Origin of the sequence: Mesorhizobium sp. M2A.F.Ca.ET.043.02.1.1 (genome assembly GCF_003952405.1) — a bacterium.
Classification (GTDB): Bacteria; Pseudomonadota; Alphaproteobacteria; order Rhizobiales; family Rhizobiaceae; genus Mesorhizobium.
On the sequence record NZ_CP034445.1, the window covers coordinates 4,283,230 to 4,303,190 of the forward strand.

Here is a 19,961-nt window from a genome sequence, read left to right on the forward strand (position 1 = left end):
GCTCGCGAAAAGAGAAAGCGGACATAGGCAAAATGTTCCACCTCGATGCTTCAGCGACTGCTAAGGAACGCAACCAGCTCCCGGCCATTTCCTCAGCTCAGGGAGTTCCGAGTGCATGAGTAAGCGGAAAGGCCAACTCACCTTCATCGAGTTCCAATCGCCGACGCTGGTCGAGAGAGCTCCCGCCGATTCCGACTGGCTGCACGAGATCAAGTATGACGGTTATCGAACAGAGATCGTCATCGAGCGCGGTGAGGCACGAGCATTCACCCGACGGGGCTACGACTGGTCTCACCGCTACAAGCGCATAATTCAGACGGCTGCCAACCTGCCGGTCAAGTCGGCAATCCTAGATGGCGAGGTGGTGGTCCTCGGCACCACCGGGCTGCCGGACTTTCAAGCCCTCGAACGGGAGCTGGGAAACCCGAACTCGCTAAAGCTCATGTTCTTTGCATTCGACCTTTTGCACCTCAACGGTCGAGATCTGCGACAGATGCCTCTCATAGAGCGCAAGGCTGCTCTGCATGGCTGGCTGAAAGAAACGGCTCCGACGCTGACCTATGCCGAGCATTTGGAGGCGGGCGGTAGCGACGTGTTCGACCATGCCTGCCGGATGGGCTTGGAGGGCATTGTATCGAAGCGAGCCGACTCTCCCTACCGTTCCGGCGTTCAAACAAGCTGGCTCAAGGTGAAGTGCATCAAGAGCGACACGTTCTCGATTGTCGCCTTCGTTGAGAAGCTCGGGGCTCAGCCGCGCCGCATCGCCTCGCTTTACATAGGCAGGCGAGACGGCGACCGCCTGCTATATGCCGGGAAGGCGCAAAGCGGCTATACCTTGCAAGCAGCCCAACGGGTTCGGGAGCGGCTGGACCCGCTGATCATCGAGAAGTCGCCGTTGTCGGCACCCATCAAGAAACCCAAGGCAACGTGGGTCAGACCAGAGGTGCTGGCAGAGGTGCAATTCAGCGGTGTGACGGACCGCGGCATCTTGCGCGAGGCGGTGTTCAAGGGATTGCGCGAGGACCTTCAGCCAATTACGGCCAAGCCTCCGGCTCCTTCCAAGCGCCGGGTGGAAAGCAAGCACGGCGTCCCGCGAAAGAACATTCTTCAGTTGCTACCGGACGCGGTCGCGCCATCCAAGGACGAGCTGACGGGATACTGGCGGCGAGTAGCCGACCGGGCGCTGATTCATCTAGGCCGACGACCACTGAAGCTCGTCCGCCACGCCTACGGTGCCACGTTCTACCATAAAGGGCCGTTGCCCCCGATTCCACGGTCGGTGCACCAGCTAAAAGTCAAAAAGCGCGAAGGCGGCGAAGGTGTCCGGGTCTGGGTAGATGACCTCGATGGTTTGCTTGGCTTGGTCGAAATGGACGCCGTCGAGCTTCATCCATGGAACGCGACCATCGACGACATCGAACACGCTGACCAGCTCGTATTGGACCTTGATCCCGGCGAAGGCGTGCCGTGGGATGTGGTCATGGAGGCCGCGCTGTCGCTCCGTATGATTTTTGAAGCCGCTGGCTTGGAGAGCTGGCCGAAGGTGACCGGCGGCAAAGGCGTCCATCTTACGGCCCCGCTGCCGCCAAACATGACTCACGATTGCGCGCGGAAACTAGCCAGATCGCTGGCTCAGTGCCTTGTGGACGCCGACCCCGAGCGGTACCTTCTATCAGCTGATCCATCAGCACGCGCAGGACGCATCTTCCTTGATTACCTCCGCAACGGCCGAGGCAACACTGCCGTAGGCGCATTTTCTCCGCGAGCCCGCCTCGGCTACCCGATCGCGCATCCCGTGACGTGGAAGCAGGTTGAGGCAGGTGTCCGGCCGGACACTTTCAGTGTCGCGAGGCCGTTTAGAGCCGGTTGTTGGATAGCAGCTTAGACTATGATGGGGTCGGTACACACGGCGCGTTTGGGGGAGTTCACTTTGTTGCCTCCGGTCAACGTTGAGAGACTCTTGCTCGTGTGAGGAGAGTGAGTTCTTCGTTGCATTCCTCAAAGCGAACACCTCGAACAATAAGATCTAGAGTTAGCTATCGTATTCCAGCGAGCGTTCGAGGAGATCCAAGTTGATCATCCCAAGACAGGAACGTCCCGCTTCGCGGAGCGTTGTTCCTCAGATCTTTAGAGCCGGAAGAGTGAGATGATCCGTCAGGTTGATAATGACCGGGATGAACGCGCAAGGCGGGCGGCTGACGAAATCATGCGGGTTGAGCGGCAGGAACGCGCGGAGAAAACAGCGCGATTGAGGGAAGCGCGTTTAGCCCGGGAGACTCAAAACCGGACCAAAACGGACGCAAAGAAGCGCGGGCACAAATAGCAAGAGAAGCGGTCGAAGACGGTCAATCGATCCGGTTTCCTTCTTGGCGACTGATCCTTATCAGAAGGTGGGTGGGTGCGACCTTTGTGGAGATCGCCATGGGCAAAGAATATCCATTCACAGAAGCCACGCTCGGCGGCAAGTTGCGGCGGCACAGGCCTATGCGTCCACTGCCTCAAATGCAAGCGCAGGGCGGTACTCGACGTCGCCGCATTGGCCAGGCGGTGCGGGCTAAACCAGCCCTGCCTTCAGTGGGATTTGCTCAAGATCATCTTCTGCAGCGAGTGCCGTGGCGTCCTCAGGCTTCGAAAAAGGCGCCGGTTATTTGATCACCGGCAGGCTATCCCACTGATGGAACGGAGGGGGTGAGGGCAGCATCCATTCCAACGTTGTGGCTCCTGGACCCCAAGGATTGCTGCCAACTTGGCGTCTCCTGGAGAAAGCTTCTATCACACAGGCCAGGAAGAAGAGCACGCTCGCGCCAGAGATGTACGAGCCGTAAGAGGACACCATGTTCCAGCCGGCAAATGCGTCAGGGTAGTCGATGTAGCGCCGTGGCATCCCTGCTAGGCCGAGGAAGTGATGCGGGAAGAACACCAGATTGACGCCAACGAACGTTGTCCAAAAATGTACCCCGGCAAGAACGGAGTTATACATATATCCGGTCATCTTGGGGAACCAGTAGTACCATCCTGCGAAGATACCGAAGAGCGCGCCGAGCGATAGGATGTAATGGAAATGGGCGACAACGAAGTAGGTGTCGTGCAGCTCGCGATCGAGCCCCGCATTGGCCAGCTGGACGCCGGTTACGCCACCAATCGTGAAAAGGAAGATGAAGCCGAGAGCCCAGAGCATCGGCGTCTGTAAGCGTATTGATCCGCCCACATGGTGGCGATCCAGGAGAAGACCTTGATGCCGTCGGAACGGCGATTACCATCGTGGCAAGGTGAAGTAGCGCTGGGTATCGAGGCCGATCCCGCTCGGTACATATGGTGCGCCCACACGACAAAGCCGATCGCACCTATGGCGACGATTGCATAAACCATCCCCAAATACCCGAAGATCGGCTTGCGGGAAAAGTAGAGATGACCTGGCTGACGATGCCAAAGGCCGGAAGGATCATGATGTAGACTTCCGGGTGGCCGAAGAACCAGAAGAGATGTTGGTAGAGGATTAGGTCCCCGCCTTGGTCCGGCACGAAGAAGGCGGTGCCGAAATTGCGATCGGTCAGCAGCATCGTCAGCGCGCCGGCCAACACTGGTAGAGCGAGTAGCAGCAGGAAGCCGGTAATCAAAACCGACCAGGCAAACAGGGGCATCTTGTGCAGCGTCATGCCAGGAGCGCGCATATTGAACCACCAATCGTGAAAGGAAGATGAAGCCGAGAGCCAGAGCATCGGCGTCTGTAAGCGTATTGATCCGCCCCACATGGTGGCGATCCAGGAGAAGACCTTGATGCCCGTCGGAACGGCGATTACCATCGTGGCAAAGGTGAAGTAGCGCTGGGTATCGAGGCCGATCCCGCTCGTGTACATATGGTGCGCCCACACGACAAAGCCGATCGCACCTATGGCGACGATTGCATAAACCATCCCCAAATACCCGAAGATCGGCTTGCGGGAAAAAGTAGAGATGACCTGGCTGACGATGCCAAAGGCCGGAAGGATCATGATGTAGACTTCCGGGTGGCCGAAGAACCAGAAGAGATGTTGGTAGAGGATTAGGTCCCCGCCTTGGTCCGGCACGAAGAAGGCGGTGCCGAAATTGCGATCGGTCAGCAGCATCGTCAGCGCGCCGGCCAACACTGGTAGAGCGAGTAGCAGCAGGAAGCCGGTAATCAAAACCGACCAGGCAACAGGGCTCTGTGCAGCGTCATGCCAGGAGCGCGCATATTGAAATCGTGGTGATGAAGTTGATGGCGCCTAGAATCGAGGACGCGCCAGCGATGTGCAGGGCCAATATAACAAGGTCGACGGCAGGCCCCGGGTGCCCCGACGTTGACAGGGTCGGGTAGAGAAACCAGCCGGTTCCAGCGCCGAAGCCGCCAGGCACACTGGGCATGAAAATGGAGAACAGGAGCAGGAGGAAGGCCGGTGGAAGAAGCCAGAACGAAACGTTGTTCATCCGCGGGAACGCCATATCGGGCGCGCCGATCATCAACGGGATCATCCAGTTTCCGAAGCCCCCGATCAGCCCTGGCATGACGGCGAAAAAGATCATGATCAGCGCATGGGCAGTGGTGAACACGTTGTAGAGTTGCTTGGCGCCGTCGATCGCCGAATCGCCCTGATAACCGTAGATGAATGAAGCCAAGCCTGGGAAAATCTGAATTCCGGGCTCCTGTAGCTCCATTCGCATCGCCACCGATAGGAGCATTCCAACGATGCCCGCGATGATCGCAAAGACAAGATACATCGTTCCGATGTCTTTGTGATTGGTCGAGAACAGCCAGCGCGCGGCTCCGGTGGGATGGCGGACTCCAGAATGAAGTTCTGCACTTGTCTCGGTGGGGGACATGGCAACTCTCGATCTTCAGCCGGATGACTGGCAGCGAGTTGTGCACGCGCCAGGCGCACCGAACCGGGCAATCGGAGCATTGTTCCCGGCTGACGGAAGGTAAATTTTTCGGCCGCTGGAACAACCGAACGAACGGTCTGTTCGGTTCCGACTGGAGCGACGCCTATGTTGGAGATGTTTGCAGCCCTACTGGTGCTTTTGGCCATCGCCGGGGGATTGATTTTCGTGTTCTGGCTGGAGGCCCGTCATGGCCTTCATGGCCCTGCTGAGAAGGGACCATATGTGCCGATCCGCGGCACGGACGTGCGAGGACCTGATGTCAGTCCATGATGCCGTTAATCGCTCGCGTCATGATGTGAATCGCCAAGCGCTTTGCGGTTGGCTGCTGGTCGGCTTCGCGCTGGCGGGTTTTTTCGATGGCATTGTGCTGCACCAGATCTTGCAGTGGCATCACTTGCTTTCAGCCTTCTCCCCCGGATCCGACCTGCGGTTCCAGGTAATGAGCGACGGCCTTTTTCATCTGGTGATGTACCTGTTGCTTGTATTGGCCACCATCTTGCTGGTGGCGGCTCGAGCAACGAATTCACGCGTCGTCACGACGAGTGAGATTCTGCGGCTTTCGCTGGTCGGGTTTGGCATGTGGCACGTTGCCGACGCGGTTGTATTCCACTGGCTGCTCGGGCTGCATCGGATTAAGATGAATAGTGATGCTCCGCTTGCCTGGGACATCGGGTGGCTCGTTATCTTTGGCCTCTTGCCTTTGCTGCTCGCCTGGGCATTCCCGAGCCGGAGCGGAGCAGCCAGTGGAGGCATGGGCGCCGCCTTGATGAGCATTGTCTTACTGTCAGGGCTGGCGGCAGCGGTGGGACCAAGCTTCACTCGGAACTCCGAAGTGATAGTAGTATTCCAGAACGGGATGAACCCGGCTTCCATGATGCAGGCGATTCTCAGAGCGGGTACGAGCACAAGATGGAACAGCTCTGACGGATCTATATGGGTCGTTGGGCCGGTCTCATGGGGAGGACTCTTCAGTCTGCATGCCAACGGGGCCCTTGTCGTCAGCACATCGCCGTTGGTCGGCGGCTGCTTGGCCTGGTCAAGTTTCAAGGTCTGAACGGGGTGGAGGGCCAAGGTCCGCTACTTCAATTCGCAAGGAAAGCGAATGATCAGCGTCTAGGGTTCTTCATCTCGCTTGCCTTGAGCCGATCCATGACTGTACGCAAGTGGTCGGGTAGCCATCCCTCCGAGCGAAAAACCGGGAGCGCGCGCAAGTGGCGCCGCCATCGTTTGTGAATTGCTGTCTCACAACGCTTGCAACCTGTTCCGAGCGCTTGCTTCGCTGCATGGTATTCCGGCAAAACCTGATCCCTGAGATGCGCAGAACCCGGCGGTCTCTGAAAGGTTCCTCGGCTGTGTTCGGGCTTTTGGAGGGCAACCCTGAGTATCAATGCTGGTTTCGTCAGCCAGTCCTGTGCGGCATCTGGTAGGCGCGGCCGTTTCTAACCGTCGCTGGCTTGCGGACATATTTCGAACCTGCGGGCACCGCGAATTGGTCGAACCGCTTCGCGAGCCGATCGAGACCCTGGCGCATTCCCGCGCCAGCCGCCGCGCCTCCATGGCCACTGATCACCAGTTCCGGTTTCAAAGCGGCCAGTTCGCGGACCGAGCCCTCGGCGGCTTCCCAGTCGGGCGTGAAATAGCGTGGCGGGCCGTGCATTTCGAGCTGCTGCACGGCGACTTCGTAGGCCGATTCCTGGCCTGTTGTTATGAAGGCGTCGCCGGCAATCAGTGCACGGTCGGCTTCGCGCCACAGTGAGATGTGACCTGGGGCGTGCCCGGGCGTGTGCAGCCACTGCCAACCCGGCATGCCTGGCACCGACGCACCCTTAGGCAAGGGTCTAAGCCGGGTATCGAGATCGATCGGGCCACACGGGAAAAGTGGCGAAAGCAACGCCATCAGGCCGCCACCAACCCAAGGATCGGGTGGAGGATAGGATGCGGTCCCGTCCAGGTATGGATGCTCATCCGGGTGGGCATAGACCGGCACGTCCCACATCTTGGCCAATTCCAGCACGGTGCCGACATGATCGAAATGGCCATGCGTCAGAATGATCGCAGACGGTGGTCTGGGCCGAAACGTGACTGCGCAACGCTGACGATGCTGCTCCTCGACGTTGGCAATCCCGTATTTCTCTGAAAGGATGCCTGGGATGGGGCTTCTCAGGCGTGATGGTGCGCGGCTCGGGCGCAGCGTGGGATTTGCGCAAAGCACAACCCTATGAATGCTACTCCGAAATGAACTTCGACATTCCGGTGGGCAAGAACGGCGACTGCTACGACCGGTATCTCGTGCGCATGGAAGAGATGCGCCAGTCGGCGAAATAATGCGCCAGTGTATCGAACTGCTGGTGAAGGAGGGGCCTGGCCCCATCTCCAATCCGGACCGAAAGATCGTGCCGCCCAAGCGTGCTGCGATGAAGCGTTCGATGGAAGCGCTGATCCATCATTGCAAACTCTTCACGGAAGGTTTTCGCGTGCCCGCGGGGGAGGTCTATGCAGCGGTCGAAGGACCCAAAGGCGAGTTCGGGGTCTATCTGGTGGCGGACGGCACCAACAAGCCTTACCGCTGCAAGCTGCGAGCGCCGAGCTTCGCGCACCTGCAGGCGATGGATCTGCTGTGCCGCGGTCACTTGCTTGCCGACGTTACGGCTGTCCTGGGATCTATCGATATCGTGCTGGGAGATGTCGATAGATAGTCTCCAGTCCGACAGGGCGAGGCCAATCGCGGCCTCTCCCTGAGCTGGTAAGATCACCAGCATGGCACCCTGTGAAATTTCCCGCTTGAACGTTGTTCGTTTGCTTGGCTCCTTGCCCAAACAGGCTGCTCTATACCGAGGGGGTTCGGAAGCGGCCGTCGACGATCTAGTTGTCCTAACACTCCAGGCTGCGATTGCGGAGAAAGCAACCCGCCCCGCCAGAATTAGCGTTAGATGGCTGCACAGGATCCATGTTGCGACATCTCAATTGAGTGAAGCGCTCACGAGTGTTCTGGGCTTCATTAGGTAAGCCAGGCGATGCCAGTTGGCGCCATGGCTTGGCAAGTTTCGGCGTATGCGTGCTTCCGAAGTGGACTGACCGGCTCTTAACAAGCTCGCGGGCCTGTTTCGGCAAGGCCGGGCAATCAAACAAGATCGTCGACTGGAACAATGTCTCTCGGCCGTTGTTCGGTCGCGTTGCAGTGGAGAGCTGCCAGCTATGAGCTTGCGGCAGACAAACAGAATTTCGCGGCCCAAGCCCAGATGGCGAACCGGGATCATGTTTGTTGTGTGTGCAGCCCGATTCTCTAGCAGCCCCGGACGCCAAGCCTATGCGAGGACGTCATGCGCCCCCGTATGAATATATTTAATTGCGGAAGTGACAGCGCTGACAACGATGTCCGACATGCAAATCGCATTTCGACAAGCGATGTAGACCAACTCGCCTATTTCGCCGCAGTGAACGGCATCACAGAGCAACAGGCGCGGGACCTGATTCAAAGGCATGGGGACAACCTTGCCGTGCTCGTCAAGGAAGCTCGGAAGCTCCGAGAGCTAGGATGATAAAGCGCATTACCGCCGATCGCCAATTACAGCACCGGAACAAGCGATGAGCGGCGTCGGGGGAAGCTCTCGCGTGGCCGCTTGGCAGATAAACTTGTATCGAACGAGAAGAGGGATGATGGCAGGACATGATTGCGGAGCATGCGCAGGGTGTCGACGCCGCTGCTGCGGCGGCCACCGATTCGGTGATGGGCAGCGCTCGTCTCTCCTCGGTCTGCAATGACCAGCGATCCTCTTGTGCCGCTCGCAAAATCCGTTCGAGAACGGGACGCCGTCCTGTTCGTCGGGGCGGGCGTCTCCATGAGTGTCGGACTGCCTTCCTGGGAGGAACTGATCCAGCGAATGGCGGATGAGCTTGGCCTTGAGGTGGACCTTGGCAGGCAGCGTGATCGCTTTCAGACCCTTGCCGAGTATTACCGCATCAAGCATGGCAGCATCGGACCGCTTCGCAGTTGGATGGACCGGCACTGGACCGTTAGCCGCGACAAGATCGAAACATCCGAATTGCACCGTCTCATCGTCGCGCTGAACTTCCCGGTGATCTATACCACGAACTACGATCGGAACCTCGAAGTTGCCTTTGAGATACATGGCGTCGAATACGTCAAAGTGGCCAATGCGCGGGACGTGTCGAAGGCGCGCAGGGATGTCCCCTACATTGTGAAATTCCACGGCGACTTCGATGACGATTCCTCCCTGGTTCTCACAGAGACTGACTACCTCGACCGGCTGTCATTCGACTCGCCGCTCGACGTGAGGTTCCGTTCGGACGCCTTGGGCAGCACGGTCTTGTTCATTGGCTACAGCCTTTCCGACCTGAACATCCGGTTGCTCCTGCACCGGCTCTGGCAAACTTGGAGCCGATCGGGCTACGAGGCGGATCGGCCTCCCTCCTTCATTTTCATGGCGCACCGTGATCCGGTCGAGGAGGCGGTGCTGGCGCGTTGGGGCATCACAGTGGTCACGGGCGACGACGATGATCCTGAAAAAGGGCTACTCGGTTTCCTCTCTCGCCTTGCTGCCCTCGTCGAGGCGAACCCAAGCGACCCACCGACGCTGGAGTCAGGAGGCGAACTACCCTGACCGGTTCACAGTGGCCCACCCGCCGAGTGGAACAGCTTGTCGCGTTCGCAAGTTCGGGTGCGCTGGTTCAGCGTACGAAACCCTACGTTCTGATTGCTTTTGCGTACGGACAGGCCCCAGGTTGGAAAGGCGAAGTTGAAGGATTGAGAAAGTGCGGTTCGCGAAGTGGCGATCGCCGCGCCGCCTGAGATCCGGGAGAATGCGACGTGGTCGAGACGGGAGAGAGCGCGATGGATCAAGCAAGGATGATCGTTCTGATCACTGGCGCTTCAGGTCTGATTGGCTCGACATTGTGCGCGCGCCTTGCGGCGGAGGGGCACGAAGTCGTCCGGGCTGTCCGTGGCCGCACACCAAATGGCCTTTTTCAGGGGCGGAGCGTCGTCATCGATATGGCGAGGGCATTGGAGGCGGAAGACTGGCTCCCCCACCTTCGTGGGGTCGACGCTGTCGTGAACTGCGCGGGCGTGCTTCAGGACAGTGCTCGGGAGAATACGCGCAACGTTCATGCTACCGGCGCCTCGGCTCTCTTTGCTGCCTGCGAACGCGCAGGCGTGCGAAGGGTTATCCATTTCTCTGCAGTCGGTGTCGACCGGGAACAGCCTTCAGCTTTCTCGGCCAGCAAGCTGGCTGGGGACCATGCGTTGATGGAGCGTGATCTCAACTGGTTGATCCTGCGGCCCTCGGTGGTGCTCGGTCGGCCCGCCTTCGGCGCAAGCGCCCTTTTTCGAGGCCTCGCGGCCCTGCCGCTGGCTCCAGCAATGCCCGGCACGGGGCTTCTGCAGGTGGTCCAACTTGACGATGTGGTCTCCACTGTTTCGATCCTGCTCGGTAGGCAAGGCCCGTTCCGCCTGACGCTCGAACTGGCAGGACCCGAGGCACTGACGATGAGCGAAGTCGTCGCCCGGTACCGCCAATGGTTTGGGTGGGGCAGAGCGAAGGAGTTTGTCCTGCCCGGATGGATGGCCGCAACGCTTTACCGGCTCGGCGACGTGGCGGGCCTCCTCGGCTGGCGGCCTCCAATACGCACCAACGCCGCCAAGGAAATCGCGCGCGGTGCGACCGGCGCTTTGGAGCCGTGGAAGCTTGCAACCGGGCTCCAGCCGTCCAGTCTCGCGTCCGCCTTGGCCGCCAGCCCTCCCACCGTGCAAGAGCGCTGGTTTGCCAGGCTCTACTTCGTGAAGCCGGCAATCTTCGTGGTTCTGCCGTTCTTCTGGATCGCGACCGGTATCATCTCCCTCACCACCGGTTGGCGCAGCGGAGTGGAGCTTCTGCTCAACACCGCCTTCGAGCCCTTGGCCGGCCCGGCTGTTGTCGCAGGCGCGTTGGCCGATATGGTCGTCGGCGCGATGATCGCATGGCGTCCGGCCAGCCGGGTAGGGCTCTGGGGGGCGATCTCGATTTCATCCTTCTATGCGATTGCTGGAACAATTCTTCGCCCGGACCTGTGGAACGAGCCCCTCGGCCCCCTGATGAAAATCCTGCCGATACTCGTCTTGCACTTCTGCGCGCTGGCGATCCTGGAGGAACGCTGATGCTCTACTTTGCGCTGAAATATTTGCACCTCATCGGCGCTGCCGTGCTGCTCGGCACCGGTGCCGGCATTGCGTTCTTCATGCTCCTCGCCCACCGGACCGGCAGCGCCGCCACGATCGCCGCCGTGGCCCGGATCGTCGTCATTGCCGATTTCCTGTTCACCGCCACTGCCGTCATCGCGCAACCGATAACCGGCGCCGCATTGGCCTGGCAGTCTGGCTACTCGCTCCGCGAGGGCTGGATCGTGCTGTCGATCCTGCTCTACGTCGTCACCGGGCTGTTCTGGTTACCGGTGGTGTGGATGCAGATGCGCATGCGGGATCTCGCTGCGCAAGCCGCATCCGCTGGCATCCCGCCGCCCGAGCGCTACAAACAGCTCTTTCGGCTTTGGTTCGCTTTCGGGTTTCCAGCATTCGCATGCGTGGCCGCGATCTATTGGCTCATGATCACACGGCCCGCAATCGAGCTGTTCTGACGAGCTCCCGAACTCTGCGCGATACGGACACGCAACGACAGTGTCTTGCGGCCAGCGAGGGCTGTCTCTCCCGCCTTTGGCATCTCGTGTACCCCGTAAGGACGCACCGGGCCTCGTCAAATTGGCAGGGCCCAATCAGCCCACTTCATCTTTTCTTGCGAGGGGTGGCCTCTGCCCGCGCAGGCGCCTCTTTGATGCTCGCCGCGCCGCCCATGTCGCCATTCTTGGTTCGTCCGGCCCCCGGTCCGGCACCTAGATCCGCGCCCGTGGTCGGAGCGGAGGAGGGGTCAGAAAGCGTGCGCTCGCCCATCTTGGCTACGATCTTCATGTCCTTGGCCGCCAGCTTGACTGTTGCCGTCCCATCGCCATCGTCCGCCGGCATGACTTCCTCAAGGTCGTCCACGCGGTCCCATTCATCGCCCGAGTTCCACGGCCCGTTTATGTCCCCTTCGCCCTGCGACGTGTTGACGTACATGCTGGCAAATCTCTCGATGCCGGGGAGCTTGCCAGTGGGGAAGTTGTTCTCGATCGCGTACAGCGCTTTCTCGAACGATTTCTGATGCGCGATTTCGCGCGTCATGAGGAACCCTAGCGCGTCCTTGACGCCGGGATCATCGGTGATGTTGATCAGCCGCTCATAGACGATCTTGGCCCTTGCCTCCGCCGCAATGTTGGACCGCAGGTCGACGGTGGGCTCGCCGCGGGAATCGATATAGGCGGCAGTCCACGGCACCCCAGCGGAGTCGCACAGCGCAGGTGCGCCGCCGAACAGGATGGACTCCTTGGCCGTCGTGCCGCTGGCGCCAACCATCAAGTAGAGCTCTGCCTCCTTCATCTGCCCTTCGGCAAGCTGTGCTTTCAGGCCTTTGTTGAGCATGGTGACAATCGAGCCGACGACCTCCAGGTGGCTCAATTCCTCGGTTGCGATGTCGAGCAACATGTCTTTGCGGCCGACATCGTCTTCGCCCAGCCCTTGGGTGAAGTAGCGCATGGCGGCGGCAAGCTCGCCATCGGCGCCTCCGAACTGTTCCATGATCATACAGGCGAGACGCGGATTGGGTTCCGAGACACGGACGGTGTACTGCAGTCGCTTGTTGTGCATGAACATGGGGGGCCTCCAGGGTTGAGGCTCCCTAACATCGCGGCGCGGTGATTGTTCCTCGCGGAAATAGAATGGCGGATGGTCACCCGCTCTTGGCTCAGGGCGAAAGAACCTTCTGGTGGAATTTTTGCTTTGATGAGCCTTGAGGGCGATCACGCCGCGCCCGCGGCACGCTCGACTAGCGCGACAATATCGTGCCGGCGATCGGGAGCGCGTCTGACCGGTCAATCGACGCACCTCGGGACGACGGGTCAGTGATCTATCGGCGCGGGCTGAACAAGCACAAAGGTCCAGGCCGGAAGGGGGGGCAAGCGCGGCGGTTTCATCGGTCGACGTCGATCCAGGCGTGCGTGATCGCTGGGCTTTTCCCACCCACGGGTCTCGACATCGACACCTGCAGCTTGGATCGTCTGCGCAAGCGATGGGCTTACAAGCAAGTGATCCATGCGCAGGCCGGAGCTGCGATCGTAGCCGCCGCGACAGGAGAAGTTCCAATAGGTGTATATGCCCTTGCCTGGGTGGATCCGGCGAATCGCATCCACCCAGCCCAGGTCCAGCATGCGAGCGTAGGCGCTCCGGCTTTCCAGGAAGAAGACGGCATCGCCCAACCAGCGCGCAGGCACTACAGCGTCCATCTCGGTGGGGACGACATTGTAGTCGCCACAGAGAACGGCGTGCTCGTCTAGTAGGGATTTGATGTAGGTCAGGAGACGTTCGAACCAGCGGAGCTTGTAATCGAACTTGGGGCCTGGCGCCGGATTGCCATTGGGGAGATAGATGCAGCCGACGACAAGGTCGTCGATCTCCGCCTCTAAATAGCGGCTATGCGTATCATCGGGATCGCCCGGCAAGCCGCGGCGGCGCTCGACCGGGTCCGTTCCACGCGCGAGGATTGCCACGCCATTGTAGGATTTCTGGCCGTGCCAGATCGCGCCGAAGCCGGCATCTCGAATTGCCTCGATCGGAAATTTGTCGTCCGACGTTTTCAGTTCCTGGAGGCAGACCACGTCATAGGCAGTCTCGCCAAGCCACTTCAGCAGCACCGGCAAGCGGCCATTGACGCCATTGACGTTGAACGTCGCGATCCGCGTCATCGCTATATCCCAGGGGTATTTCGAACACCCTCGGCCCCCATTCTCCACAGCCCATCCGCAGGAGCCTGGAGGAAAGCGGTAACGCCGTCGAAACGGCCAGCCAGCTCTTCCTTTACCCTCTCGAATTCTTCCTGCCCGAAAGGCTGCCCTTGGTTGTCCATGCATGGGAGCAGAATTTGAACAAGGTGCATGGCATCAACGGTGGCAGGTACGGTTTCCGCGTTGTGAAACGTCGGTGGCCGCGATGAGGGCGTGACCGAAGGCTGATAGGCATCAAAGCCGGTAATTGACCTGTGGATTATTATCATCCGCCAGGTCGTGGATTTGGGGACTGATGATGCGCTTCTGGCTCTTTCTCGCATCGTGAGCCGGCTCGCTCCGCTAGCATGGCATTGTGGATATGAGTGGATGCCAAAGCCGCCTGACCAAATCCCACCGCTATCTGGTTCAGTGCTTTGGCCACGTCTCCGACGGCGTAGACCCCCTCGATCGAGGTTTGCGCGTGTGGTCCAATGAGAATGTAGCCGTCCTCATCACAGTGCGCGCCAACTTCCATGGCGAGTTCCGATCGAACGTCGCACCCCATGGCGGCATAAAGCACGTCGATCCGCTCCGTCGATCCATCCGCCATGACGAGATCGAGGCCGGAGTTCCGTGGAACAAGATCGTCCACGAAGTCCCGGACCGCAATGCCGGCGGCGCCAGCCTTCGCACGGGTAGACCCTGAAACGTCTTCGGGATAGTTGCATATGATGCAAATGTCCCGACTGTAGTGCCGCAGGTACAGAGCCTCTTTAAGAGCCGAGCGTTCGGGGCCAACAACCGCGATGCGCTGTCCCTGAACCTCATAGGCATCGCAAACAGGACACAGCCGAACAATCCCTGCCGCAATCGCCTTGCGCAGGCCATGCATAGCGGGGGCCCGATCGACGACGCCCGTCGCGAGCACAACGCGGGACGCATGAACATGACCGGTAGTCGTTGCCAGAACGAAAGCACCGGGTCTTGCTGTCAGAGACTTTACGCCCGCCGCGACTATTTCGGTTCCGTATGCCATCGCTTGCGCTCTCAAGCGGGCCAGCAGATCCTTGCCTGAAACGCCATCGGGAAAGCCTGGGCAATTGTGGGTCTTGGGAATGAGTTCCGCCCGTCCGTCGCCGGCGTCGAAGAGCAGCACGGATCGCAAGAAGCGAGACAGATAGACGGCCGCGGCAAGACCGGCAGGACCGCCCCCCACAACAGCGACATCGCAAAAGCGATTGATGCCCGGATTGATCATCGCCGCCGAACAAGCACAGGCCCTTGTTGTTCCGCTAGCGTGCTTGTGCAGCATCCAGTCAAGTTGCTGCTGGCGGGAGGTTAAAAAATGGAGCAGTTCGGCGGCGCGGTTGGCGAGCTTGCTGCATGCGCTATTTCACCCAAGGCCGGGGCGAAGACGATCTCGGCCGCAAGAACATGTTGCTCGACGTAACGACCGAAGAGACTCAGCCATCTCGAGGATCCAGGCTCGATTGTCACAATGCTCGACAAGGGCCTGAAACCGGAGCTTCGAGGGCAGATGAAGAAGGCCGAAGTGAACTGGATGGTTGTCGCCAGTGGCACGATGGCGGTAACTCGAGGTGGTTAGTCTGAGCATGACGTCTGGTCGGCGAAACTATCTGGTTCGGTGTGTGGCTTGTCGAATGATCTTAGCGGCTTCGTGGATGGTGATACCGCACCTGCGGGCGTAGTAGGCTGCTTCCGCGATGAGCGCGCTTTCTAAAGGCTTTTCAGCTCTATGTTTGGCCCTAAGCTTTTCCTTCTTCCCCATATCAATCATGTCGCGTTTAGCCGGAGTGGCCGCTGCTAGTGATGCCTCAGCCAAGAGAAGTAGCAGCGGGCCGCTTGGGCAGATTGGAGCCTGCTGCCCACTACCGAACTCCGTCAACGGTCATCTGTTCCAGAAGCAAGCTCGGCGCCAATCGGGACCAGTGAACTGTTGAAAGGTGAAGGGACCTTCTGGTCATGCCTATGCCGGAAGGGAACCCCCTCATTCTGGCGTGAAGTCCAGCTCAGGCGTCAATCGTCGACAGTAGGCGCAAACCAGATCGACGGTAGCTTGCACGTCGTCGAGGCAAAGAACTTCCGGCGGCGTGTGCATGTAGCGCACTGGCACTGAAAGCACGCCGCTCGCGACGCCACCACGAGTCTCTTGAATTGCACGCGCGTCCGTCGGACTGGAACTACCCAAGCTCTGGATTTGGAAAGGTATGTTCTCTTCCTCGGCAGCCGGACCGAAACACCTCGAAGACTGCGGGATTGGTTTTCGCTCTCTGCCGAGGGCGTCACCGGTCGCTAGCTTGTTCACCCCTCTGAAGCCGGCGCTCTAATTCGAACCTTCACGAGAGGGCTTCAGTCGCGGTTCTTCTTTTGATGAAGGAACAAGCGGTAATTCAGCTTGTTGAAAAGAGGTCTGCGATCGTCCCCTCAAGCGACCGCAGATTGGTGGAGACACCGGCCCGCGTCCTTGCCGAGGGGCGCGGGTTCCACTCGAGGACGATTGCCGGAACCAACAGGAGTTGCTCCGGCTCCTCTGCCCTGAACGGAGAACAATCATGCTCAGATTGCTGATAACTCTCGGCGCAGTCTATGCCGCTTTCAAGCTTGGACGCGAGGTCGGGCGTGGAGAGGCTCGAATATTGGCAATGCCCCAGTAGACTACGAGCGCCGGCCGTCAGCACGGAGGTACGAGGATTAGCGTTTAGCCGGTGGGATCGGCAATCCCAGTTTACTGCAGCGCGCCCGCGTCCGGCATTCAAGGCTGGAGCAAGGCGCCACCGTATTGCGACCACAGGCGGTCGCAGCCCCATTTCCTGAGGCTTGGCGTGCCCGGTAACCCGTATGGACCATGGCACCGCGAACATCGTAACCGAGCACCGACGCGTTGGCGACGAACTGGATGGCGTGCCCCACGCTTAAAGCGCTGATCCGCGTTTCAATTTTGCTGGTGAGGTCGACCACGCCGAAGATTTCCACATCTGCCCCTCGGCCGGCCAAAACAGCCGACGAGATCGCATCGTCCAAGGCAAGGAGCATAGCGAAGTCCCCGATAAGCTCTTCCTAACTTGGGCGCGCGCGATTGGTTCCAGGTCCGGCACGGAACGTGGCACGCCACGGAAACCCGGCAGACGGGGCGGAAGGCGCTACTTTCCGACCGGCGTGATGCACAACGAGTGGATGCGGCGGAATCGGGCGACCGGCGGACTTCAAATTGCCGCATTGACGAACTGTCAGGACTTCGGCGCGCGTCGTGACGTCATCCAGGACCTGAAGCGGGAGATCGACGAGCTGCGCCTGAAGCAAGCCCTTCCCTAAAAATTTGTAGGCGCGGCCCGTGCACATGATTGGTCGCTCGGTCCTGGTGGGTCCGAGACCAACCACCTCTCACCCGCTGGCTTCGGCCAGCGGGTTTTTTGCTTCGCCCTCTCGCGGAATGTAAAGGGCCTGTCCAGATGGCACCTTTGCAGCGAACTGGAGAGTGAACAGAAGCCGATTTTGGTCATCCGTTACGTTCATGATCCAGGGGGTCATATGCTCCCAAAAAGACTGCTTGCTGTCGTTGATCATCTCGCCGGCCGCGCGCACTGCTTCCAGGCGCGCGGCATCCAGATCGGGAAGATCGACGCCTTCATCATCGGGGTTGAATTCGCCGTTGTCGACGTGGAAAAATGAAAAGTGGGCATGCCGCTAGCCTTGTTGAACAGCAGAACAACGCTCGCTCCATCGCTTTGTTTCGCAGCGATCGCCTGTGCTCGTTGCAAGGCGAAGCTCACAGCCATTGTTGCTGGACCATCGGGGCCGCCGGTCCTTGTCCGACTGACAGCCCACCCACGGAGATTGCACAGCCCGCTAGCTCCCAGCCAGCGGGCTTTTTGTTGCTGGAACATTCCAGCCAGGCGGCGGTTCGGATAACGGCGACGCATCTTTTGGTTAGGCTGTGCTGGCGTCGCGGTCGGGCTTGCATCACCCGACATAGAGCCCGCATCGTTCCCCTCGATGCGGGCTCATCGCTAAAGCGGAACCTGATAGGCTTATTTCGCTTATAGCCGGATGAGCACGCGAGGGGCTCGATTCATATATCGATGGATGGCTGAACACCTACCGATTTCGGATGATCCGGTGGCATTGAGCGATCTGGCTTGATTGATGAAGGGGGCCGAACGCGGAGGCATTTCACCCAGGGAAATTTAACGAAGAAGTCGATAGCGTTGCCGAGCTGATCTTTGAGGCGATGGAGCACGCCGAGGGCGCATGGCGTAGCAAAATGGAACAACATGCGATCACACCGAGTTCTACAGGCAGTGGTCGGTCCCTCGGGGGTGTTAGCCACGAATTCAGAAAGCCCGTCGCTCACGCTTATTAGCTGCGACGGGCTTTTCGTGAGCGATACCTAAAATTGTTAATGTCGAGGGATCAACGCTGGCGCATAATGCGAGTCTGCCCCGCACTTCATCGGGGTAAGGGCCCGGCCTGTCCGCCCGAAGTCCCCCCGACTCCCCGCAGGCCGGGCATCGTGTGTCTGGGGTGCCAGCTAGTCTAGTTGAGCGTCTTGTCGGCAACGAAGGGTGCCAGGGCTTCGGCAACGCGCTGTAGAAACGGCTCCAGATTGAGCACTACGCCGTTCGGCTCGACAAAGGTATCTTCCTCGTCCTGCTGCTGCGGATGCTCAAGCGTCACGGTAAACGTAGAGTCGGGCATCGCGGCCGATAGAGCAGCCGCCATCTGAGCCCGATAGGCTGCGCTTTCGTAGCGGGCTTCCCGGGGCGGCACTACCAGAAATTCTCTGGCGGACATGGCCGCCTTCATTCGCTCCAGCCATTGCATGATCTCGCCCCCGCGAAATCCCAGGCCTAAAAATCTGGCGGCCGACGCATACTTTGGTTGGGGTCCCGGATTGAAAGCGTCGGGCCGCCGTTTGGGTGGGGCGCGTCTCAATTGACGCAGGTCCAGATTAGGCGCGCTGTTTGCGCCTTTAATTTGGATGCCCTGATATGGTGAACGAGGGCTTACTATCCACAGCCATGCGCAGCAGCCGCGATAAATGCAGGCGGTGCAGAGCTTGCATGTCCTCTAATTGGTGGAGCAATTCGATGGCTAGACGTGTCGGCAGGTTGTCCCGCTCCAGTTGGGCAATGAGTTCGTGTTGACGAAGCAGATGCTGCTCACCCAGCCTCACATGGCCTTTCACCATTTCGATCTCGTCGGCGAGAACCATGAAGAGGAACGCACCTGTCCTTTGCTCGTTCCGCCGGTCCGGCGAGGGCAGCTATTTGAACGCGTATTTGTATACCGCGCGGCCGCTTTCTTCGGTAACGCGAACCCATAGCCGTTCTTCTCTGCGCGCCTGGACCTCTTTCTTGTTACTGAGGGTCGCAGCCTCCCACGGCGACTTGGCGGTGACTGTGTTACGGGAAACCGGCGTCTCGCCGGCCATCTCCTCGACTTGGTAGGTTTCATGCATAGCGCCCCGTTTCGGTCACCGCTCCAACGATGATCGCCAGGCCTTGTTCCGGCTCAGAGGTGCGAGCGCGCGAGCCGACCTAGGCGAACGGCGCTCCACAGGCGACTAAGTTGCCTAGTTAGCGGAGGGTGCCTTCCTCATAGGTGGAACGTGGCTCGTCACCAGCCGCACAGTGTTCGTCTTGACCGTTATCCCGAGATCCTTGCCGCCGACCGTCACCGTGTCCTCGTCGACGCGTGTGACCTCTCCCACAATCTCGATCTGCTGCCCGCTGCTGATGTGAGGCGTGGTGTCCACGATCGAATGTGGTTGATGGTACGACGGGATCAAAACGCTGATCCTGTCCTCTGTCACGCGCTTGCGCACGGTTGCCGTTATGGCGACCTCGTCGCCGACCTTTATGCTGCCCTTGGCCATGCCATTACAATGCCGGAGCGGCAGATAGTTAGCAAGCGCCAGCTAATGGAACAATCCGCCAGCCGCCTTGTTGTGTTTCGCTGCGCAGCTCGTGCCGAGGTCCCAGCGCAGCCGGGGGCCCAGACCCCGGAGCCCGTTCGACCCTCCCCAGGCGAACGGGCTCTTGTGATGGAACGTGCGACTACTGCCATATCAAATGTGGTTGGTGGCGATGCGGCACGGGCGCATAAGTGACCTATCGCCGGTAACGACCTTGTGGACATCGGCGGCTGAGAGACACACCGACCGCGCTCTTGTCTGAACCCAGACCGGGAGCAAT

General features: G+C 59.7%; 18 protein-coding genes and 2 pseudogenes. 7 read left to right on the top strand and 13 right to left on the bottom strand.

The window, feature by feature from the left end; genetic code table 11:
- Nucleotides 1-115: 115 nt before the first annotated feature.
- On the top strand, nucleotides 116-1,885 hold the full coding sequence (gene ligD, locus EJ068_RS20390) for a DNA ligase D (RefSeq protein WP_127249895.1): 1,770 nt from the start codon (nucleotides 116-118) through the stop codon (nucleotides 1,883-1,885).
- Between the two features lie 759 nt (nucleotides 1,886-2,644).
- On the opposite strand, the gene EJ068_RS33875 is transcribed toward ligD, so the two are convergent.
- The 4 genes and pseudogenes from EJ068_RS33875 to EJ068_RS20400 all read right to left on the bottom strand — a co-directional run.
- A complete protein-coding gene (locus EJ068_RS33875; RefSeq protein ID WP_348639301.1) occupies nucleotides 2,645-3,178 on the bottom strand; it encodes a cbb3-type cytochrome c oxidase subunit I in 534 nt (177 codons plus the stop codon).
- Nucleotides 3,130-3,369: a hypothetical protein gene (locus EJ068_RS33880; RefSeq protein ID WP_348639315.1), complete on the bottom strand. Its 240-nt coding sequence runs from the start codon at nucleotides 3,367-3,369 to the stop codon at nucleotides 3,130-3,132. Before EJ068_RS33880 ends, EJ068_RS33875 begins: the two co-directional genes overlap by 49 nt.
- Nucleotides 3,345-3,671: a cbb3-type cytochrome c oxidase subunit I gene (locus EJ068_RS33885; RefSeq protein WP_348639316.1), complete on the bottom strand. Its 327-nt coding sequence runs from the start codon at nucleotides 3,669-3,671 to the stop codon at nucleotides 3,345-3,347. The genes EJ068_RS33880 and EJ068_RS33885 overlap by 25 nt, the downstream gene beginning before the upstream one ends.
- A 22-nt stretch (nucleotides 3,672-3,693) precedes the next feature.
- A pseudogene (locus EJ068_RS20400) lies at nucleotides 3,694-4,737 on the bottom strand (cbb3-type cytochrome c oxidase subunit I); the annotation flags it as partial.
- Nucleotides 4,738-5,086: 349 nt separating this feature from the next.
- Between EJ068_RS20400 and EJ068_RS20405 the strand changes: the two are divergent.
- Nucleotides 5,087-5,953, top strand: coding sequence for a DUF2243 domain-containing protein (locus tag EJ068_RS20405; RefSeq protein ID WP_245463170.1), 867 nt, complete (start codon nucleotides 5,087-5,089; stop codon nucleotides 5,951-5,953).
- Between the two features lie 345 nt (nucleotides 5,954-6,298).
- On the opposite strand, the gene EJ068_RS20410 is transcribed toward EJ068_RS20405, so the two are convergent.
- Nucleotides 6,299-7,111, bottom strand: a complete 813-nt coding sequence (locus tag EJ068_RS20410; protein WP_245463171.1) for an MBL fold metallo-hydrolase — start codon at nucleotides 7,109-7,111, stop codon at nucleotides 6,299-6,301.
- Between EJ068_RS20410 and EJ068_RS20415 the strand changes: the two are divergent.
- The 4 genes and pseudogenes from EJ068_RS20415 to EJ068_RS20435 form a co-directional block, all read left to right on the top strand.
- Nucleotides 7,051-7,595: pseudogene (locus tag EJ068_RS20415) on the top strand (NADH-quinone oxidoreductase subunit D); the annotation flags it as partial. The gene EJ068_RS20410 and the pseudogene EJ068_RS20415 overlap by 61 nt on opposite strands.
- A 1,062-nt stretch (nucleotides 7,596-8,657) precedes the next feature.
- Nucleotides 8,658-9,521, top strand: coding sequence for an SIR2 family protein (locus tag EJ068_RS20425; RefSeq protein ID WP_127249892.1), 864 nt, complete (start codon nucleotides 8,658-8,660; stop codon nucleotides 9,519-9,521).
- A gap of 245 nt (nucleotides 9,522-9,766) precedes the next feature.
- The gene (locus EJ068_RS20430) at nucleotides 9,767-11,053 is read left to right on the top strand and encodes an SDR family oxidoreductase (RefSeq protein ID WP_126079514.1); all 1,287 of its coding nucleotides are present in this window, start codon (nucleotides 9,767-9,769) and stop codon (nucleotides 11,051-11,053) included.
- Nucleotides 11,053-11,529, top strand: a complete 477-nt coding sequence (locus EJ068_RS20435; protein WP_126079513.1) for a DUF2269 family protein — start codon at nucleotides 11,053-11,055, stop codon at nucleotides 11,527-11,529. The genes EJ068_RS20430 and EJ068_RS20435 overlap by 1 nt, the downstream gene beginning before the upstream one ends.
- Before the next feature lie 145 nt (nucleotides 11,530-11,674).
- Here EJ068_RS20435 and EJ068_RS20440 read toward each other — a convergent pair whose 3' ends face one another.
- From EJ068_RS20440 to EJ068_RS20475, 4 genes are all read right to left on the bottom strand, one after another.
- Nucleotides 11,675-12,637: a manganese catalase family protein gene (locus EJ068_RS20440; protein WP_126079512.1), complete on the bottom strand. Its 963-nt coding sequence runs from the start codon at nucleotides 12,635-12,637 to the stop codon at nucleotides 11,675-11,677.
- 245 nt (nucleotides 12,638-12,882) lie between these two features.
- Nucleotides 12,883-13,725 carry an exodeoxyribonuclease III gene (gene xth / locus EJ068_RS20445; protein WP_127249891.1) on the bottom strand — a complete coding sequence of 281 codons (843 nt, stop codon included), beginning with the start codon at nucleotides 13,723-13,725 and terminating at the stop codon, nucleotides 12,883-12,885.
- Nucleotides 13,726-14,029: 304 nt separating this feature from the next.
- Nucleotides 14,030-15,058 (bottom strand): NAD(P)/FAD-dependent oxidoreductase, encoded by a 1,029-nt coding sequence (locus EJ068_RS20455; protein WP_245463172.1) that lies wholly within the window; start codon nucleotides 15,056-15,058, stop codon nucleotides 14,030-14,032.
- Nucleotides 15,059-16,458: 1,400 nt separating this feature from the next.
- Nucleotides 16,459-16,800 (bottom strand): hypothetical protein, encoded by a 342-nt coding sequence (locus tag EJ068_RS20475; RefSeq protein WP_245463173.1) that lies wholly within the window; start codon nucleotides 16,798-16,800, stop codon nucleotides 16,459-16,461.
- 495 nt (nucleotides 16,801-17,295) lie between these two features.
- On the opposite strand from EJ068_RS20475, the gene EJ068_RS32710 reads away from it, so the two are divergent.
- Nucleotides 17,296-17,436, top strand: coding sequence for a hypothetical protein (locus EJ068_RS32710; RefSeq protein ID WP_189343274.1), 141 nt, complete (start codon nucleotides 17,296-17,298; stop codon nucleotides 17,434-17,436).
- A gap of 864 nt (nucleotides 17,437-18,300) precedes the next feature.
- On the opposite strand, the gene EJ068_RS20485 is transcribed toward EJ068_RS32710, so the two are convergent.
- The 4 genes from EJ068_RS20485 to EJ068_RS20500 all read right to left on the bottom strand — a co-directional run bounded on the left by EJ068_RS20485 (nucleotide 18,301) and on the right by EJ068_RS20500 (nucleotide 19,642).
- Nucleotides 18,301-18,588: a hypothetical protein gene (locus EJ068_RS20485; RefSeq protein ID WP_126079507.1), complete on the bottom strand. Its 288-nt coding sequence runs from the start codon at nucleotides 18,586-18,588 to the stop codon at nucleotides 18,301-18,303.
- A 148-nt stretch (nucleotides 18,589-18,736) separates the two neighbouring features.
- On the bottom strand, nucleotides 18,737-18,979 hold the full coding sequence (locus tag EJ068_RS20490) for a hypothetical protein (protein ID WP_126079506.1): 243 nt from the start codon (nucleotides 18,977-18,979) through the stop codon (nucleotides 18,737-18,739).
- Nucleotides 18,980-19,030: 51 nt separating this feature from the next.
- Nucleotides 19,031-19,225, bottom strand: a complete 195-nt coding sequence (locus EJ068_RS20495; RefSeq protein WP_127249888.1) for a hypothetical protein — start codon at nucleotides 19,223-19,225, stop codon at nucleotides 19,031-19,033.
- Nucleotides 19,226-19,339: 114 nt separating this feature from the next.
- Nucleotides 19,340-19,642 (bottom strand): hypothetical protein, encoded by a 303-nt coding sequence (locus tag EJ068_RS20500; protein WP_127249887.1) that lies wholly within the window; start codon nucleotides 19,640-19,642, stop codon nucleotides 19,340-19,342.
- Between the last annotated feature and the right edge of the window lie 319 nt (nucleotides 19,643-19,961).

Coding starts and splice junctions, on each gene's coding strand:
- EJ068_RS20425 (WP_127249892.1), top strand. CDS start 8,658: ATGACCAGCGATCCTCTTGTGCCGCTCGCAAAATCCGTTCGAGAACGG.
- EJ068_RS20475 (WP_245463173.1), bottom strand. CDS start 16,800: ATGCTCCTTGCCTTGGACGATGCGATCTCGTCGGCTGTTTTGGCCGGC.
- EJ068_RS32710 (WP_189343274.1), top strand. CDS start 17,296: ATGCTCCCAAAAAGACTGCTTGCTGTCGTTGATCATCTCGCCGGCCGC.
- EJ068_RS20430 (WP_126079514.1), top strand. CDS start 9,767: ATGATCGTTCTGATCACTGGCGCTTCAGGTCTGATTGGCTCGACATTG.
- EJ068_RS20455 (WP_245463172.1), bottom strand. CDS start 15,058: ATGCTGCACAAGCACGCTAGCGGAACAACAAGGGCCTGTGCTTGTTCG.
- EJ068_RS20405 (WP_245463170.1), top strand. CDS start 5,087: ATGGCCTTCATGGCCCTGCTGAGAAGGGACCATATGTGCCGATCCGCG.
- EJ068_RS20435 (WP_126079513.1), top strand. CDS start 11,053: ATGCTCTACTTTGCGCTGAAATATTTGCACCTCATCGGCGCTGCCGTG.
- EJ068_RS20495 (WP_127249888.1), bottom strand. CDS start 19,225: ATGCATGAAACCTACCAAGTCGAGGAGATGGCCGGCGAGACGCCGGTT.
- EJ068_RS33880 (WP_348639315.1), bottom strand. CDS start 3,369: ATGGTTTATGCAATCGTCGCCATAGGTGCGATCGGCTTTGTCGTGTGG.
- EJ068_RS33885 (WP_348639316.1), bottom strand. CDS start 3,671: ATGCGCGCTCCTGGCATGACGCTGCACAAGATGCCCCTGTTTGCCTGG.
- ligD (WP_127249895.1), top strand. CDS start 116: ATGAGTAAGCGGAAAGGCCAACTCACCTTCATCGAGTTCCAATCGCCG.
- xth (WP_127249891.1), bottom strand. CDS start 13,725: ATGACGCGGATCGCGACGTTCAACGTCAATGGCGTCAATGGCCGCTTG.
- EJ068_RS20490 (WP_126079506.1), bottom strand. CDS start 18,979: ATGGTTCTCGCCGACGAGATCGAAATGGTGAAAGGCCATGTGAGGCTG.
- EJ068_RS20485 (WP_126079507.1), bottom strand. CDS start 18,588: ATGCAATGGCTGGAGCGAATGAAGGCGGCCATGTCCGCCAGAGAATTT.
- EJ068_RS20500 (WP_127249887.1), bottom strand. CDS start 19,642: ATGGCCAAGGGCAGCATAAAGGTCGGCGACGAGGTCGCCATAACGGCA.
- EJ068_RS33875 (WP_348639301.1), bottom strand. CDS start 3,178: ATGCTCTGGGCTCTCGGCTTCATCTTCCTTTTCACGATTGGTGGCGTA.
- EJ068_RS20440 (WP_126079512.1), bottom strand. CDS start 12,637: ATGTTCATGCACAACAAGCGACTGCAGTACACCGTCCGTGTCTCGGAA.